Raw genomic sequence first — 16921 nt, forward strand, 5'->3', positions numbered from 1 at the left:
GGCACAAAAAAATGGCAACGGGTGGTCCGGGTTATTTGCCGGAATAGTCGCGATACCAATCGACAAATTTCTGAATACCGGTTTGCACATCGGTTTGCGGGCGATACCCGGTCAGGCGTTGCAGCAAGCTGGCATCGGCCCAGGTGCGCGGCACGTCGCCGGGCTGCATCGGCATCAGGTTGCGGGTGGTTTTCTGGCCCAGCGCGGCCTCAATCGCGTCGATGAAATCGGTGAGCTTGACCGAGGTGGAATTGCCGATATTGACCACGCGCCAAGGGGCCACGGGCGACAGGCTGTCCCCTTCCGGCACCACGCCATTTTCGGGGCGCTGTGGCACCGCATCCATCAGCAACCGAATACCGCGCACCAGATCCTCGACATAGGTGAAATCGCGATACATCTCGCCGTGGTTATACACATCAATCGGGCGCCCTTCGAGCGTGGCATCGACGAATTTGTAAAGCGCCATGTCGGGGCGGCCCCAAGGCCCATACACCGTGAAAAAGCGGAACATGGTGATCGGCAGGTTGTGAATATGGGCATAGGCATGCGCCATGTTTTCATTGGCCTTTTTCGTCGCCGCATAGAATGACATCTGGGTTTCGACCTTGTCGGCCTCGCTATAGGGCACCTTGTCATTGGCCCCGTAAACCGACGAGGTCGAGGCCATCAGCAAATGCTGCACGCCCAAGCGCCGCGCCGCTTCCATCACGTTGAAAGACCCGATCACATTGGCATCCAGATAGGCGCGCGGGTTTTCGATGCTGTAACGCACGCCGGCCTGTGCGGCGAGGTGGACGATGATATCGGGGGCAAAATCATCCGCGACCTGATCGAAACGGGCCTGATCCTCTAGCAGGGCTTCGGTGGCGCTGAAATTCGGGGTTTGCAGCAGGATCTGGTGGCGGCGCTGTTTCAGGCGCACATCGTAATAGTCGGTCATGCCGTCATAGCCATGCACCACCGCACCTTCGCGCAGCAATAACCGGGCCAGATGAAAGCCGATGAACCCTGCCGTTCCTGTAATCAATACCCGCATCTACTGTCCTGTTCGTTCACTGCTCAATGTTGCGCCGGGGCGTCTGCCTGCGCTTTGTTTGGTTGTTGCGGCACGGGGCCTGCCCCTTGCTGGCGGCCAAACTCCACCCTTTCGGGCGGCAAAGTCAAGGCGCGGTGCTGGGCAGGCGCATCCTGCTTCAAGGCTTTCGGAACCTGTGGTTCCACGCTATGACAAGGCAAGCTTTGCCCTTGTGAGAGGTTTTTATGTCAGACCCCGCCACCACACCGCTTGTCGCCGCCGCCCGTGTCTTGCGGATAGAGGGCGAGGCGTTGTTGGCCATGGCCGAAAACCTGCCCGCCGATTTCACGGCAGCGGTAGAGGCGTTGATGGCCTGCAAAGGCCGGGTGATCCTGTCGGGCATCGGCAAATCCGGCCATATCGCGCGCAAGATCGCGGCCACGCTGTCATCGACCGGAACACCTGCCTATTTCGTGCATCCGGCAGAGGCCTCGCATGGCGATCTGGGCACCATTACCCCCGATGATGCGGTGATCGCCTTGTCGAACTCTGGCGAAACCTCGGAACTAGGGGATCTGATCGCGCATACCAAGCGTTTTTCCATCCCCCTGCTGGCGATTTCGGCCCGCGCCACCAGCACTTTGGCCCGCGCCGCCGATATCTGCCTGACGCTGCCCGCCGCCCCTGAGGCTTGCCCCTTGGGCCTTGCGCCCACCACATCGACCACCATGGCGCTGGCCTTGGGCGATGCGCTGGCCGTGGCGCTGATGGAACGCCGCGGGTTTGAACCCGAACATTTCCGCACCTTCCATCCCGGTGGCCGCTTGGGCGCGCGTTTGGCCCGCGTCGGGCAATTGATGCGCGGGGCGGATGATCTGCCCTTGGTCGCCACCGATACGCCAATGGCCGAGACATTGCTTGTGATGACGCAAAAGGGTTTTGGCACCGCAGGCGTGGTGGATGCGGGCCGTCTGGCCGGGGTCATCACCGATGGCGATTTGCGCCGCAATATGGACGGGCTGATGGGCAAGACCGCGCTGGATGTGGCCACCCGCACCCCGCTGACCGCCCCCCCCGACATGCTGGCCGCCGAAGCCGTGGCCCTGATGAACCAACGCAAGATCACCATGCTTTTCGTCACCGATGCCGAGCATCGCCCCTTGGGCATTTTGCATATCCATGATTGCCTGCGCGCAGGCCTGTGAAGCGAAACACACCATGAAAACCATCATCATCATCCCTGCCCGCTATGCCTCTACCCGCTACCCGGGCAAGCCCTTGGTGGGGCTGCGCGGCCCCGATGGCACCAAGCCCCTGATCCGGCGCAGCTGGGAAGCGGCGATGACCGCGCGCGGCATTGCCGAGGTCTATGTCGCCACCGATGATGACCGTATCCGCAGCGCCGCCGAAGGCTTTGGCGCGCAGGTCATCATGACCTCGCCCGAGGCTGAAAACGGCACGATGCGCTGTGCCGAAGCGGTGGCCAATGCCCGGCTGTCTGCCGATCTGGTAATCAACCTGCAAGGCGATGCACCGCTGACGCCGCCGTGGTTTGTCGAGGCCTTGGCCGACGCGATGCAGACCAGCCCGGCGCAATGCGCGACGCCTGTCATCCGCTGCGATGCCGAAACCGTCAGCCATTTCCGCGAAGATCGCCGCAATGGCCGCGTGGGTGGCACAACGGCAGTGTTTGATGCCCAAATGCGCGCGCTCTACTTTTCCAAAGAGGTGATCCCCTACACGCCCGAAGGCGACCATAACCCGATTCCGGTGTTTCACCATGTCGGCATCTATGCCTATCGCCCCGCCGCCCTTGCCGCCTATCAAGGCTGGCAGATGGGCCCGCTGGAGCGGATGGAGGGGCTGGAGCAGCTTCGCTTTCTGGAAAACGGGATGGAGATGGCCTGCGTAGAGGTGGACGGCAAGGGCCGCGTGTTCTGGGAGTTGAATAACCCCGTGGATGTGGCGCGGATCGAAAGCGTGCTGGCCAAAGGCTAAAGCTTGCCCGCGCCTACCCCCGGTGTCACCGCGCGGCGTTTCAATTGCGCCTCGCGCCATGTGATATAGCTGACAGCGCCAATAATCACCGCCCCGCCCAGCAACACGAAGGGGTCCACCCGTTCGCCAAAGGCAATCGCGCCCAGCATCGTGGCCCAGACCAGTTGCAGGAACGTCACCGGTTGCGTCACCGAAATCGGGGCCACGGCAAAGGCCCGCGTCATGCAATAATGGCCCGAGGTGGCCGCCAGCGCCACAACGGCCAGCCACGCCACCTGCGCCGCCGTCACCGGCACCCAGACCCATAGCGCGAAAGGCAACAGCCCCAGCGTCACCGTGACCGACAAGATGCCCACAATCGCACCTGCGGGCATCTTGCCGCTCAGGCTTTTGGCAAAGAGATACGATCCGGCAAAAGAGACTGCCGCCCCAAGTTGCGCCCAATGCCCCGGCTCTATCGCGCGCAGGCCCGGACGCAGCACGATCAGCGTGCCCAGCAGCGCCACAGCAATCGCGATCACCCGCCGTGCCGCCAGCTTTTCGCCAAACAGCAACGCCGCGCCCAATGTCACGCAAACCGGGTTCAGGTAGCCAATCGCCGTCACCTCGGCCACGGGAATCCGCGCCATCGCGTAAAACCACAGTGTCACCGCCAAGGTATGCACTGCCCCGCGATAGGCGATCACCCGGCCCAGCCCCGCCGGTATCCCCACCCGAAACAGGGTCAGCAAGGAAGGGGCCAGAAACACCACCCCCCAAGCAAAGCGCAGAAAGGCCGATTGCGCCGCAGGCAGGTCGGTGCCCAAATAGCGCACCACCCCTGTCACCACCACAAAGGACAGGCCAGAGGCCAGCATCCATGCAATCCCGATCACGGGGTTGGACGCAGGGGCAGAGGCGGCAGGTGTCTTCATCCCGCTACAAAGCCTGATGCCGCGCGCAGCCGCAAGGGGGTTATTGCGCCTCGGTGCAGGGCAAGACGCTGGGGGCCTCGCGTTTCAAAAGCCGGTCTGCCAGTGCCAGGCCCTTTTCGGCTGTGTCGCGCAATTCGGGGCTGATGCGGGTATTGGCCGCGTCACAGGCGCGCTCGGCCAAGGTTTTGCGATGCACCTCGCCCTGCCAAAGGCTGACAACGCCCAAAATCAACGCCAGACTCAACATCACCGCCAAGGGCCAAAGCATCGCAGGCTCTTCCTTGCGGGCGGCTTTGCGGGCCGGGCTTGCCGTTTCGCGCACCGCCTCGGGCACCGCCAGCGCCACCAACAGCAGCACAAGCGCCGCGACCACCAGCGGCCACGCATACAGCGGCTGCAACACAGGCGTTGCCATACCGTCAAACAGCGCCCGCAGAATCCCGAATGACAGATACCCACCGCAGGTCAGCGCAATCGCATGGGCATGGCGGCTGATCCCGCGCGTATGCTCGATCAAATAGCTTGATCGCAAGACAAGCGCCAAAAGCCGGATCACCAGCTCCAGAAAGGCTTGAAGGATCGCTTGGGCCACTTCGGCCAAGACTTCAAAAATCAAACGCTTACCCTTGTCTTACACTGCCCGACCCTATCCAAAGGCCAGCGCCGCTGCAATCGCCCACATGGTCGCCCCGACGATCACCTCCAGCACGACCCAAGACCGTGGCCGCGCCATCACCGGGGCCAGCAGCCGCGCGCCAAAGCCAAGCGCGGTGAAAAAGCTGGCCGAGGCCGCAATCGCGCCCGCGCCAAAGGCCACAGCATAAGGCGCGTATTGCGCCGAGATTGCCCCCACCAGCACCACCGTATCCAGATAGACATGCGGGTTTGCCCATGTCAGCACAAGGCAGGTCAGGATCACCCGCCGCAGCGCCACCGGGGCGGCAGCGGTTGGCACCAGCGCCGCACCGCCCTGCCACGCCGCGCGGAAGCGCAGCGCGCCATAGACCAGCAAAAACGCCACCCCCGCCCAAAGCATCGCATCCCCCAGCCACGGCACCCGCTGCGAAACCGTGCCAAAGCCCGCCACGCCTGCGCTCATCAACACCGCGTCCGAGGCGGCGCAGACCAGCACCACCCAGCCGACATGCTCGCGCCGGATGCCTTGGCGCAGCACAAAGGCGTTTTGCGCACCAATCGCCGCGATCAGGCTAAAGCTGACCAGATAGCCCGCGACCAAAGCCTCAAGCATCTGACAGACCTTTCAGAATCGCCATCGCCTCATGCCGCCGCAGCCATCGCACGAAAATATGGTCGTGATGATAGCCTGCGATGACATTGGCGCTGATCCCTGCTGCGGCCAATGCCTGCGCGATGGCCGCCGTCAGGCCCACCGCTTGCAAATCGGAATGCACCGCAAGGCTGATCCGCGCCCAGCCGGGCTGATGCGCCACGCCTGCGGCCTGCAAGGCGGCCACCGGAGCAACCACGGTCAGCCCTTCCGCCTCGGCCACAGTGGCAAAGGCCCCCGGCACGCTTTGCCCTTGGCTCAGGCCAAAGCCATATTCCTCGGGTGCCAAGCCCGGCACCATGCTGCGCAGCAATTGCGCCAAATCTGAAATCGCGGCCATCGGTGCCTCCCCTATCCGGGCTTGACCTAGCGCGGAAAGCCTGCCCCTATCAAATTAATCTTTCTGCGTTTTCATTAGGGTTGCTAATGTTTGACTATGCCCAGCTTGCCGCCCTTGCCGCGATCCATCGGCGCGGCTCTTTTGATCTGGCGGCGGCGGCGCTGTCGGTCACGCCTTCGGCCATCTCGCAACGGCTCAAGGCGCTGGAGGAACGCTTTGGCACCCTGCTGATCCGGCGCGGGCAGCCGTGCAGTGCAACCGAACCGGGGCTGCGGCTGATCCGTCATTTTGAAGAGGTGATGCTGCTGGAATCTACCCTTGCCGATGATCTGCCCGAAGGGCCGGGCCAAACCACGATCCGCATCGCGGTGAATGCCGACAGCCTTGCCACATGGGTTTTGCCGGCATTGGCATCGACCGAAGGGATGCTGTTCGATCTGGTGATCGACGACCAAGATCACAGCCAGGACCGTCTGCGCAACGGCGAGGTTTCGGCCGCCATCACCAGCCACGCAGGCCCGTTGCAAGGCTGTGATACCCTGCCCTTGGGGGCGCTGCGCTACCGGGCTACGGCCTCGCCTGCCTATCTGGCCCGCTGGATGCCGCAAGGGGCCACGCGCGCAGCCCTTGCCCAAGCGCCCGCGCTGACCTTTTCCGACAAGGACCGCTTGCAACGCGATTGGGTGGCCCGCCATCTGGGTGAAAAGCCCCCGGCCCGCTTTGCCTTTCCCACCCATCGCATCGCGTCCAGTCAAGGCTTTGTCGAGGCGGCCCTGTTGGGCCTTGGCTGGGGCATGAACCCCGAACCGCTGATCGCGGGCCATATCGCCGCCGGTCGCTTGGCCGAACTTGCGCCCGAAACCCCGCTGGATGTGCCGCTTTATTGGCAATTCACCCGGTTGACAGCGGCGGCGATTGCACCCCTGACCGAAGCCATCACCCGCAGCGCGCGCGATCACCTTTTGTAACCTTGGTTGCAGGCGGCGGCTTGCCCATTGCCCAAGCCTGCATTTCCTGTTCCCTTGCCGCAACCTGCTGACAGGAGCCTTGATGAGACGCCTCAGAACCCCTCGCCGTGCGGTTGCCGCAATGTTCATCCTGAATGGTGCGCTGCTGGGCATCTGGGCCTCGCGCATCCCGGCGATTTCGGAATTTCATGCGCTGTCGCCCAATCTGCTGGGGCTGCTTTTGCTTTGCCTTGCGGCGGGGGCGATAATCTCTTTCCCGCTGGCGGGGCGGATGGTGGACCGTTTCGGCGCGGCCCCGGTGACGCGGATCATCGCGCTGGCCTATTGCGCGGCCCTTGTTGCGCTTGGGCTTGCGCCCAGTTTGGCGCTGCTGGCCGTGGCGCTGTTCTTGTTCGGCATGGCGCATGGGTCAATGGATGTGGCGATGAACGTCTGGGCCGCTGAGGTGGAAAAAGCGGCGGGCCGCCCGATCATGGCCTCCTTTCATGCGATGTTCAGCCTTGGCGCGGGCGTGGCCGCCGCCTGCGGCTATATCGCGATCAGGACGGGCCTGTCGGTGCCTGCCCATTTCGCGCTGGCAAGCCTGCCCTTGGGGGCCATCACCCTTGCCATTGCCTCTGGCGCTTGGGCCTCGGCGCGCAGCGCGGCTTCGGGGGGCAGCCTTTTTGCCTTTCCGCGTGGCGCGCTGGTCTTTGTGGGGCTGATCGCTTTTGCCGCCGCAATGGGCGAAGGGGCGGTGGCCGATTGGGGCGCGGTTTACCTTTACCGCAGTCTTGGCATCACCGAGGCGCTGGCCACGCTTGGCTATTCCACCTTTTCCGTGGCGATTTTTGTGATGCGGATGCTCGGCGACCGGGTGATCCGCCGCTTTGGCGCCGATAAAACCGCCCGCGCCTCGGGGGTTGCGGCCTTTCTGGGTGTGCTTTGCGTAGCGTCGGCCATGGGCATCACACAGGCATTGCTGGGCTTTGCGCTGATGGGGCTGGGCTATGCCGTGCTGTTCCCACTGGCCTTTTCCCGCGCGGCGGCCGACCCGAACATGACACCGGGCCGCGCCATCGCCTCGGTCGCGACGCTGGGCTATGGCGGCTTGCTGCTGGGCCCGCCCGTCATCGGCTTTCTGGCCGAGATGACCTCACTGCGGCTGGCGCTGCTGGTGCTGGCGGCGCTGGCCTTGCTGATCACCGCCTTCGCCACACATCTGCGCAAACCAGACGCCTGAACAGCGCATGAAAAAGCCCCCGATCACGCGGACCGGGGGCCTTTGGCCGAACGCCTAGCGCTTAAAGCTGCGCGGCGACATCCTCGGGAATGTCGAAGTTATGCGTGACGTCCTGCACGTCATCATCTTCTTCCAGCATATCAATCAGCTTCATCAGCTTTTGCGCAGTGTCCAGATCAACCTCGGTCAGAACCTGCGGCTTCCAGATCAGCTTGGATTCGCTCGACTCGCCCAGCGCCTTTTCCAGCGCGTCCGACACATCGTTCAACTGCTCCATCGCGCAATAGATCCAATGGCCTTCATCATCCGATTCCACATCATCCGCGCCCGCGTCCAGCGCGGCCATCATCACCGTATCGGCATCACCTGCCTCCACGGGATAGGAAATCTCGCCCACACGGTCAAAACCATGGCTGACCGAACCGGTCTGCCCAAGGTTGCCACCGCATTTGGTGAAATAGCTGCGCACATTGCTGGCGGTGCGGTTCAGGTTATCGGTCATCGCCTCAACGATGATGGCAATCCCCGCGGGCCCGTAACCTTCATAGCGGATTTCGGTATAATCCGCCGCATCGCCGCCTTGCGACTTCTTGATCGCGCGGTCGATCACATCCTTGGGCATCGACAGCGATTTCGCGGCCTTTACGGCAAGGCGCAGACGCGGGTTCTTGTCGGGATCCGGGTCGCCCATCTTGGCTGCCACGGTAATTTCCTTGGACAGCTTGGAAAACATTTTAGAGCGAATCTTGTCCTGCTTGCCCTTGCGGTGCTGGATGTTCGCCCATTTTGAATGGCCTGCCATGAACCCGGTCTCCGGTGTGTGAAATCTCTGTGTCTGCCCTATACACAAGCGCGGGGCGTATCCGCAACCCCGCGGCCCTTGCGCATAAGGCGAATGCCGCTATTCCTTGGGGGCAGGCGGCGGCGAGACGAAGCGATAGCTGCGGCCTGCCGTATCGGTCAGCGTCACCTCGGCCATGGGGGCCAGCGCGCCTTCGGCCCCCAAGGCGCCAAAGGCCCCTTCCACCACACGGCGCAGCAGGTTGGGGTTTTGCACCAGATCAACGCGGTAACTCAGCCCCGCGCCGCAACCCGGCATCTCGCCCGCGCCAATCGGGGCTTTGCAACTGCTGCCATCCGACATCACCACCGTCAACTGATCGGCGCTTAGCCGGGCGGCTTGCGGCACGGGCTGCGCCACCCCGCACCCCAACAACAGCAACACCGGCGCAAAGCGAAACAAGGTCATTTTCAGCATCCTCAGAAAGGGAAGAACAAGGGGATAGACATGCTCATCACCCCCATCATCAACAGGTTCAGCGGCAAACCGATGCGCAGGAAATCGGTGAAGCGATAGCCCCCCGGCCCATAGACCAGCGTATTGGTCTGATAGCCGATGGGCGTGGCGAAACTGGCCGAGGCGCCAAACATCACCGCGACAACCAAGGGCCGCGGGTCCACCCCCAAAGAGGTTCCCAAGCCAATCGCAATGGGCGTCAGGATCACCGCAACCGCGTTGTTCGACACCATTTCCGTCAGCACCGAGGCCAGACTGTAAACCGCAAAGATCAGCACGAAAGGCGGCAAGCCCAACATATAAGGCGCAATCGCATTCACCACGAGCCGCACCGCGCCGGAATGGTCCAGCCCCATACCCACCGCCAGCATCGCGAAAATCAACGCCAGCAAACGGCCTTCGATGAAGGCAAAGGCCTCATCCGCGTCGATGCAGCGGGTGACAAGCACAATCGCCACCCCGATCAAGGACAAGATCACAATCGGGGCCACGTTCAGCGCCGACAGGCCCACCACGCCCGCCAGCACCGCAATCACAAGCGGCGCATGTTTACGGCGGAAGGCGCGTTCGGAGGGCTGCGAAATATCCACCAGATCGACATCCACGGCGAGGCGCTGAATATCGGCCCCCGCCCCCTCCAGCAGCAGCGTATCCCCGACCTGCACCACCAGATCATCCAACTGCCGCCCGATGTTCTGGTTCCGGCGATGCACCGCCAGCACATAAACGCCATAGCGCCGCCGCAACCGCATCGACCCAAGCGAGCGGCCAACCATCTGGCAACCGGGGGTGATCAGCACCTCCACCGTTTCGGTCTGGACCGAGGACAGCTTGTCGACCTGCCGCAAATCCTTGCTATCCTTCAGGGCCAAGACCTCGGACATCGGTGTGCGCAGAACCACGCGGTCGCCTGCCTTCAACTCCACCCCCGCCAGCGCGCGGCGCAAACTGGCATCGCCGCGCAACACGTCGATCACCCGCATGCTGTCGCGTTTGAACAGGTCGACATCCATCACCTTCTGGCCGATCAGCGCCGATTCCTCGGGCACAGCAACCTCGGTGAAAAACTTCATCTTTGACCGGTCGCCCAACAGCATCCCCATGCTTTCGCGGTCCGGCAGCGCCTTGCGCGCAAACAGAAACAGGTAAAGCACGCCCACCGCTGACATCAGCAGCCCCAAGCCGGAAATGTCGAAAATGCCAAAGGGTTCCATGCCCATATCGCGGGCCACGCCATCAACCAGCAAGTTGGTCGAGGTGCCGATCAGGGTGATCGTGCCCCCGAAAATCGCCAGATAAGACAGTGGAATCATCACCTTGGAGGCCGAGAGTTTCAACTGCTTGGCCAGTTGCATGAACACCGGAATCATCACGACCACAATCGGCGTGTTGTTCATGAAAGCCGACATCAGCACGATGGTCACCGTCAACGCGGCCAAGGTGATGACAGGGCGGGCCTCGACATTGCGCACGGCAAGGCGCGTCACCCAATCCAGCGCGCCCGTGCGCACCAAGGCCCCCACGATCACGAACATCGCCGCAATCGTCCAAGGCGCATGGTTCGACAATACCCGCAGCGCATCATCCTGCGGCAAAATCCCCAAGACCAGCATCAAGGCCGCCCCGGCCAGCGCGGTCACCTCTACGGGGAAGACCTCGCGGATGAACAGCACCAGCATACCCAGCAAAATCGCTATGGCCACATAGGCTTGCAGGGTTTGGCTCAATTCCAGTCCGAACACGAATGTAGTCCTTTATCTCGTCATCTGGCAAAGGGGTTGCGCCGTTATTCTGCGGCTGCGAAAGCCCCTTGCGCCCTATCTAGCACCACAGCGGGGTGAACCCATAGGTCAAAACGCGCGCAGCACCGCAAATAGGAAGAGCGTTGCAGCGGACCTCCCGGCGCACGGATGTTTTTCCGCACCCCTGAAATTGCCCGGAAAAACATCGGTGCAAGCCATGTGCTGGGCACGTTTTCTTTCCGCTAGGGCCGCGCCTCTTGTAGCCGCCCGCCGATGCGGATCATCGCCACCTTGGTCGCCCGGCCCGTCTTGTCATCGGTTTCGACATAGACGCCCGACAGCGTCGCAGGCCCCGCCGCAGGCTCAAACCGTGCCTTGGGCATGCCGGTGATAAAGCGGCGCATGGGTTCCAGCTTTTCCATCCCGATCACACTGTCATAATCGCCGCACATGCCGGCATCGGTCAGATAGGCGCAGCCTTTTTCCAAAATCTGCGCATCTGCCGTGGGCACATGGGTATGGGTGCCCACACAAAGGCTGGCGCGGCCATCGCACCAGTGCCCCATCGCCATCTTCTCAGATGTCGCCTCGCAATGCATATCCACGATGGTGGCGCTGACCATGCCGCCCAAGGGATAGGATTTCAGCACCGCCTCCACCGCCGAGAACGGGTCATCAAAGGGGCGCTTCATGAACACCTGACCCAAGGCCTGCACCACCAGCACCTTGCGCCCGCCGCGCGCCTCAAACACCCGCGCGCCTTTGCCCGGTGCCCCTTTGGCATAGTTCAGCGGGCGGATCAGGCGCGGCTCGGCTTCAATGAATTGCAGCATGTCTTTCTGGTCAAACGCATGGTCGCCCAGCGTCACGCAATCGGCCCCGGCATCCAGAATGCCCTTGGCATGCGCCCCGGTCAGCCCCATGCCGCCGCTGGCATTCTCGCCATTGACCACGACGAAATCCAGCTTCCACTCATCGCGCAGACCCGGCAACCGCTCGGTAATCGCGGCCCGGCCAGCACGGCCCATCACATCGCCCAGAAAGAGTATTTTCATGCCATATCGCATAGGCGGCGGCGGGGCCAAGGGCAAGAGCAAACAAGCCCTTTGCTTGCCCCAATCAGCGCCCTATCTTGGCGGGATGATGCTTCCCGCCCCCCTTCTCCACTGGTTCGACAGCCGCGGCTGGTCGCTGCACCCGCACCAAGAGGCGATGCTCAGCGCGGCGGGTCAACCCGCCACCCTGCTCATCGCGCCGACAGGCGGCGGCAAAACCCTTGCCGGATTTCTACCAACCTTGGCCGAATTGGGGGCAAAACCGGGGCCGGGCTTGCACACGCTCTACATTTCGCCGCTCAAGGCGCTGGCCGCCGATATCCGCCGCAACCTCTCCACCCCGATCGAAGGGGCGGGGCTGGCGATCCGGGTCGAGGACCGCACAGGCGATACCACCTACACCCAGCGCCGCCGCCAACGCGCCGACCCGCCGCATATTCTGCTGACAACACCGGAAAGCCTTGCGCTGCTGCTGAGCTATGAGGACGCGCCGCGCATCTTTGCGGGCCTGCAACGGGTGATCGTGGATGAAATTCATGCGCTGGCCGAAAGCAAGCGCGGCGATCAGTTGATGCTGCAACTCGCCCGCCTGCAAACCCTTGCCCCCGGTCTGCGCCGCGTCGGCCTGTCCGCCACAGTTGAGGACCCGCCCGCGCTGGCCCAGTTCCTTGCGCCCACGGGCTGCGACATCCTGACCGCCGATCCGGGGCCAGAGCCTGACATCCAGATGCTGCACACCGCCGAGCCCCCCCCTTGGGCCGGGGGTGGCGCGCATTACGCCTTGCCCGCCATCCTCAAACAGGTAGAGGCGCATCGCACCACCTTGATCTTTCACAACACAAGGGCGCAAGCGGAACTGTTCTTTCATGCGCTCTGGTTGCAGAATTCGAACAACCTGCCCATCGGCATCCACCACGGCAGCCTGTCGCGCGAACAGCGCGAACGGGTAGAGGCGGCGATGGTCGCAGGCAGCCTGCGCGCCATTGTCTGCACCGGCAGCCTTGATCTGGGCATCGACTGGGGTGATGTGGATTTGGTAATACAGGTCGGCGCGCCCAAGAATGTCAAACGCCTCGTGCAACGGATCGGGCGCGCGAACCACCGCTATAACGCCCCTTCCAAGGCGCTGCTGGTGCCTGCCAACCGCTTCGAAGTGGTCGAATGTGTCGCAGCGTTGGAGGCGGTTCAGGCCCACGCGCTGGATGGAGAGGCGCGCGGCCCCGGCCCTTTGGACGTGCTCTGTCAGCACCTTCTGGCCACGGCGGCCGCAGGCCCCTTCGACGCCGACCAGCTTTTCACCGAGGTCCGCACAGCCGGCCCCTATGCCACCCTAAGCCGCGCCGATTTCGATGCCTGCCTCGATTTCACCGCCACCGGGGGCTATGCCCTGCGCGCCTATGACAAATGGCAACGACTGATGCTGCGCGGCGGCAAATGGGGCTTGCGCGACCCGCGCAGCGCCGCCGTGATCCGCCAGAACCTTGGCACCATCATCGACACCGAAACCCTGAAAGTGCGGATGAAAAACCGCATGGGCGGCACCCCCTTGGGCGAGGTCGAGGAAAGCTTTGCCGCCACGCTGACCACCGGTGACACCTTCCTGATCGGCGGCCAGATCGTCCGCTATGAAGGCATCCGGGACCTGACGGTCGAGGTGTCGCGCAGCCCCGGCAAAACCCCGAAAGTCGCCGTGTTCAACGGCACCAAATTCGCCACCTCGACCCTGCTTGCCGACCGCGTTCTGCGCCTTTTTCAACAAACCGACTGGCCCAACCTGCCTGCCCATACCGCCCATTGGCTGGCCCTTCAGCGCCAACACAGCCAATTGCCCGAACCGGGCCGCCTTCTGGTGGAAACCTTCCCGCATGAAGGGCGCGAATATCTGGTGCTTTACGGCTTTGCTGGCCGCAACGCCCAACAAACCCTCGGCCTCCTCGTCACCAAACGGATGGAGGACGAAGGCCTCGCCCCCTTGGGCTTCGTCGCCACCGATTACGCCACAATGATCTGGGGGCTGGACCCCGTTCTGACGCCGCACAGCCTGCTGCGGCCTGATAACCTGCGCGATGGGCTGGAAACCTGGCTTGGTGGCAATGCGGTGATGAAACGCACCTTCCGCAACGCCGCCACCATCGCCGGGCTGATCGAACGCCAAAATCAGGGCCGCCGCAAATCGGGGCGGCAAGCCACCTTCTCCTCCGATATCCTCTATGACACGCTGCGCCGCTTTGATCCCGATCACCTCTTGCTGCACATCACCCGGACCGAGGCGATGCGTGGCATGGTCGATTTTGGCCGCATCGAAGAGATGCTGACCCGCATCAACGACAGCATCGACCTGCGCGCCCTGCCCCGCGTCTCGCCACTGGCCTTCCCGCTGATGCTGGAACGCGGGCGGGTGCCGGTGGACGGCAAAGCCGTTGAACGCCTGCTAGAGGAGGAGGCCGCAAAACTCATGGCGGAAATCGGCTTGGCCGACCCTGCCTGAAACTGGCCAGCCGCAAGCGCAGCGCACAGTCGCTGCCACCCAAAACCGCGCACCGCGCGCGCCCCTTCGCGGCACCATCCTTCATCTTGGCCCAAATACCTGAAACCGCCAAAGCTGCCCGCAACGCCGCCCCCAGCGCGCCCCCCCCGGCAATTGCCGCGAATGTGCGCCCCCTCGATGGGGGCAATCATTCGCCCCACCATATGCCGCCCCTTGCAACCCTGCCCCGGCTGCGGCACCGTCCGGCCATGACCAGCTTTGCCTTTTCACTCGCCGATCAACCCCTGAGAGCGCTGCCCTCGGGCGCGTTGTATTGGCCTGAACAAAACCTGCTCTGCGTCGCTGACCTGCATTTGGGCAAATCCGCCCGGCTCGCGCGGCGCGGCGGCAGCTTGCTGCCCCCCTATGAGGTGGCCGAAACCCTGACCCGGCTTGATGCCGATATCGCCGCAACCGCGCCGAAAACGGTGGTCTGCCTTGGTGACAGTTTCGACGATATGCACAGCGCCGCGGCGTTGGACGCCTCACACCGTCAATGGCTCCTGCGCTTGATGGCCGGGCGGGACTGGATCTGGATCGCGGGCAATCATGACCCGGCCCCGCTGGATCTGGGCGGCAGCGACCGGGCAGAGCTGCGGCTGGGTCCGCTCTGCTTTCGTCATATCGCGGAGCCGGGGGCGGCAGGCGAAATCTCGGGCCATTACCACCCCAAGGCCCGGCTTGCATCCCGCGCACGCCCTTGCTTTGTGCTGGGCCGCAACCGGCTGATCCTGCCCGCCTATGGCACCTATACCGGGGGGCTGTGGTGCAATGACCCCACAATCGCAACGCTGATAGACGCCCCCGCACTCGCCATCCTCACCGGTGCCAAAGCCATCGCCTTCCCCCTGACCGGAGCCACCGCATGACCCAATCCCGCGTCCATGACAGCTTTGCCAAACAAGCGCTGATGGCCACTTTCGGCGCAAAAATCACCGCGCTCTCCCCCGGCAAGCTGGAAATCACCGCCCCGATCCTGCCGCTGGCGCATCAGCAGCACGGCGTTGGCCATGCCGGGCTGACCTTTGCGCTGGCCGATACCGCAGGGGGCTATGCCGCGCTGTCGCTGATGCCTGCGGGGCGCGAGGTGATGACGGTGGAAGCCAAGATCAACCTGCTTGCCCCCGCAAAAGGCGAAGCCTTGATTGCGCGGGGTGAAGTGGTGCGCGCAGGCCGCCGCCTGAGCGTGGTGCGCGCCGATGTCTTTGCGCTGGAGGCGGGGGTGGAAACCTGCATCGCGGTGCTGCAAGGCACGATGATCGCGGTTGACCCGGCATAGCCGCCCCCGGTCTTTACCCCAAACCGGGCTGGCGGCTCAGGCCGTCAGACCATCGGGTTCGGGCAGGCCATTGGCGCGGCAGCAAGCCGTCAGCGTATTGGCAAGCAGACAGGCAATCGTCATCGGCCCCACGCCACCCGGCACCGGCGTAATTGCACCCGCCACAGCGGCGCAGCTTGCGAATTCCGCATCGCCCACCAGCTTGGTCTTGCCGTCCCGCTCAATCCGGTTGATGCCCACGTCGATCACGGTGGCCCCCGGTTTGACGTAATCGCCGGTAATCATCTCGGGCCGCCCGACAGCCGCCACCAGAATATCCGCACCACGGCACACCGCCGCCAGATCCTTGGTGCGGCTATGCGCGATGGTCACGGTGCAGCTATCGCCCAGCAGCAATTGCGCCATCGGCTTGCCGACGATATTGGACCGCCCGACGACAACCGCGTTCAACCCCGACAGGCTGCCATGATGGTCGCGCAGCATCATCAGGCACCCCAGCGGCGTGCAGGGCACCATGCTTTTCTGCCCCGTCCCCAACAGCCCGACGTTCGAAATATGAAACCCGTCCACATCCTTGGCCGGATCAATGCTGTTGATCACCAGTTCAGAATCCAGATGCGCCGGCAGCGGCAACTGCACCAGAATACCGTGAATTTTCGGATCGGCGTTCAGCTTGGCAATCAGCGCCAGCAAATCCGCCTCGGCGGTATCGGCGGGCAGCTTATGTTCGATAGAGGTCATTCCAACCTCTACCGTCATCTTGCCCTTGGATTTCACATAGACTTCCGAGGCCGGGTCTTGCCCCACCAGCACCACCGCCAGCCCCGGCTTGATCCCATGTTCTTCCACCAGCCGCGCCACATGGCCTGCCACCTGCCCCCGCACGCGGGCCGCAAAAGCTTTTCCGTCGATGATCACAGCGCTCATTTCGTCTCCGTTCGGGCATCGGCCCCTAAATGGTTTTCCTCGCGGGCAATCGACCACTCGATCAACTGCCGCCACAGCGTTTCCGCCAGATCGGGGGCAAGCCCTTGCGCCGCCGCCGTGGCGCGCACATTGGCGACCACCTGTTCCACGCGGTCGTCAATCCGGGCGGGCAACCCCGCCTTGGCCTTCACTTGCGCCGCGCGGTCGATATAGCCCGCGCGTTCCACCAACAGACCAATCAGCGCCACATCCAGCCGGTCAATCTCGGCGCGGATGTCCTGCATCGTCATGCAATCGGCAGGGCGTTTCATCGCGATCCCCTCTTTCTGGTTCCGGCCCCGCTTTG

General features: G+C 63.4%; 18 protein-coding genes. 7 read left to right on the top strand and 11 right to left on the bottom strand.

Annotated elements, in window-relative coordinates; translation table 11 throughout:
• Positions 1-31: 31 nt before the first annotated feature.
• A complete protein-coding gene (locus tag EGN72_RS05500; protein ID WP_127045653.1) occupies positions 32-1039 on the bottom strand; it encodes a GDP-mannose 4,6-dehydratase in 1008 nt (335 codons plus the stop codon).
• Between the two features lie 224 nt (positions 1040-1263).
• Here EGN72_RS05500 and EGN72_RS05505 point away from each other — a divergent pair, with 224 nt between their 5' ends.
• Positions 1264-2223 (top strand): SIS domain-containing protein, encoded by a 960-nt coding sequence (locus tag EGN72_RS05505; RefSeq protein WP_127045654.1) that lies wholly within the window; start codon positions 1264-1266, stop codon positions 2221-2223.
• A 13-nt stretch (positions 2224-2236) separates the two neighbouring features.
• Positions 2237-3016 (top strand): 3-deoxy-manno-octulosonate cytidylyltransferase, encoded by a 780-nt coding sequence (locus EGN72_RS05510; protein WP_127045655.1) that lies wholly within the window; start codon positions 2237-2239, stop codon positions 3014-3016.
• Here EGN72_RS05510 and EGN72_RS05515 read toward each other — a convergent pair.
• The 4 genes from EGN72_RS05515 to EGN72_RS05530 are packed head-to-tail and all read right to left on the bottom strand — an operon-like array spanning position 3013 to position 5558.
• Positions 3013-3930 (bottom strand): DMT family transporter, encoded by a 918-nt coding sequence (locus tag EGN72_RS05515; RefSeq protein WP_233587039.1) that lies wholly within the window; start codon positions 3928-3930, stop codon positions 3013-3015. The two genes, EGN72_RS05510 and EGN72_RS05515, sit on opposite strands and share 4 nt — an antisense overlap.
• A 40-nt stretch (positions 3931-3970) precedes the next feature.
• The gene (locus EGN72_RS05520) at positions 3971-4546 is read right to left on the bottom strand and encodes a hypothetical protein (protein ID WP_127045656.1); all 576 of its coding nucleotides are present in this window, start codon (positions 4544-4546) and stop codon (positions 3971-3973) included.
• 30 nt (positions 4547-4576) lie between these two features.
• The gene (locus EGN72_RS05525; protein WP_127045657.1) at positions 4577-5179 is read right to left on the bottom strand and encodes a LysE/ArgO family amino acid transporter; all 603 of its coding nucleotides are present in this window, start codon (positions 5177-5179) and stop codon (positions 4577-4579) included.
• A complete protein-coding gene (locus EGN72_RS05530; RefSeq protein WP_127045658.1) occupies positions 5172-5558 on the bottom strand; it encodes an ACT domain-containing protein in 387 nt (128 codons plus the stop codon). Before EGN72_RS05530 ends, EGN72_RS05525 begins: the two co-directional genes overlap by 8 nt.
• An 86-nt stretch (positions 5559-5644) precedes the next feature.
• Between EGN72_RS05530 and EGN72_RS05535 the strand changes: the two genes are divergently transcribed.
• Together EGN72_RS05535 and EGN72_RS05540 are read left to right on the top strand one after the other, a co-directional pair.
• Positions 5645-6526, top strand: coding sequence for a LysR family transcriptional regulator ArgP (locus EGN72_RS05535; RefSeq protein WP_127045659.1), 882 nt, complete (start codon positions 5645-5647; stop codon positions 6524-6526).
• An 82-nt stretch (positions 6527-6608) separates the two neighbouring features.
• Complete coding sequence (locus tag EGN72_RS05540) at positions 6609-7748, top strand: MFS transporter (protein WP_233587040.1); 1140 nt, start codon at positions 6609-6611, stop codon at positions 7746-7748.
• A gap of 61 nt (positions 7749-7809) precedes the next feature.
• Here EGN72_RS05540 and EGN72_RS05545 read toward each other — a convergent pair whose 3' ends face one another.
• The 4 genes from EGN72_RS05545 to EGN72_RS05560 all read right to left on the bottom strand — a co-directional run bounded on the left by EGN72_RS05545 (position 7810) and on the right by EGN72_RS05560 (position 11842).
• Positions 7810-8550, bottom strand: coding sequence for a YebC/PmpR family DNA-binding transcriptional regulator (locus EGN72_RS05545; protein ID WP_127045660.1), 741 nt, complete (start codon positions 8548-8550; stop codon positions 7810-7812).
• Positions 8551-8649: 99 nt separating this feature from the next.
• Positions 8650-8997 carry a hypothetical protein gene (locus tag EGN72_RS05550; RefSeq protein ID WP_127045661.1) on the bottom strand — a complete coding sequence of 116 codons (348 nt, stop codon included), beginning with the start codon at positions 8995-8997 and terminating at the stop codon, positions 8650-8652.
• Between the two features lie 11 nt (positions 8998-9008).
• Positions 9009-10787: an SLC13 family permease gene (locus EGN72_RS05555; RefSeq protein ID WP_199743706.1), complete on the bottom strand. Its 1779-nt coding sequence runs from the start codon at positions 10785-10787 to the stop codon at positions 9009-9011.
• A 242-nt stretch (positions 10788-11029) separates the two neighbouring features.
• Positions 11030-11842: a TIGR00282 family metallophosphoesterase gene (locus EGN72_RS05560; RefSeq protein WP_127045662.1), complete on the bottom strand. Its 813-nt coding sequence runs from the start codon at positions 11840-11842 to the stop codon at positions 11030-11032.
• Between the two features lie 85 nt (positions 11843-11927).
• On the opposite strand from EGN72_RS05560, the gene EGN72_RS05565 reads away from it, so the two are divergent.
• The 3 genes from EGN72_RS05565 to EGN72_RS05575 all read left to right on the top strand — a co-directional run bounded on the left by EGN72_RS05565 (position 11928) and on the right by EGN72_RS05575 (position 15648).
• On the top strand, positions 11928-14330 hold the full coding sequence (locus EGN72_RS05565; protein WP_127045732.1) for a ligase-associated DNA damage response DEXH box helicase: 2403 nt from the start codon (positions 11928-11930) through the stop codon (positions 14328-14330).
• A gap of 248 nt (positions 14331-14578) precedes the next feature.
• Positions 14579-15238 carry a ligase-associated DNA damage response endonuclease PdeM gene (gene pdeM / locus EGN72_RS05570; RefSeq protein WP_127045733.1) on the top strand — a complete coding sequence of 220 codons (660 nt, stop codon included), beginning with the start codon at positions 14579-14581 and terminating at the stop codon, positions 15236-15238.
• On the top strand, positions 15235-15648 hold the full coding sequence (locus EGN72_RS05575; protein WP_127045663.1) for a PaaI family thioesterase: 414 nt from the start codon (positions 15235-15237) through the stop codon (positions 15646-15648). Before pdeM ends, EGN72_RS05575 begins: the two co-directional genes overlap by 4 nt.
• Before the next feature lie 36 nt (positions 15649-15684).
• Here EGN72_RS05575 and folD read toward each other — a convergent pair whose 3' ends face one another.
• Complete coding sequence (folD, locus tag EGN72_RS05580; RefSeq protein WP_127045664.1) at positions 15685-16575, bottom strand: bifunctional methylenetetrahydrofolate dehydrogenase/methenyltetrahydrofolate cyclohydrolase FolD; 891 nt, start codon at positions 16573-16575, stop codon at positions 15685-15687.
• Positions 16572-16886 carry a chorismate mutase gene (locus tag EGN72_RS05585; RefSeq protein ID WP_127045665.1) on the bottom strand — a complete coding sequence of 105 codons (315 nt, stop codon included), beginning with the start codon at positions 16884-16886 and terminating at the stop codon, positions 16572-16574. Before EGN72_RS05585 ends, folD begins: the two co-directional genes overlap by 4 nt.
• Positions 16887-16921: the final 35 nt, after the last annotated feature.

The organism is Pseudorhodobacter sp. E13 (genome assembly GCF_003991405.1).
Lineage (GTDB): Bacteria > Pseudomonadota > Alphaproteobacteria > Rhodobacterales > Rhodobacteraceae > Pseudorhodobacter.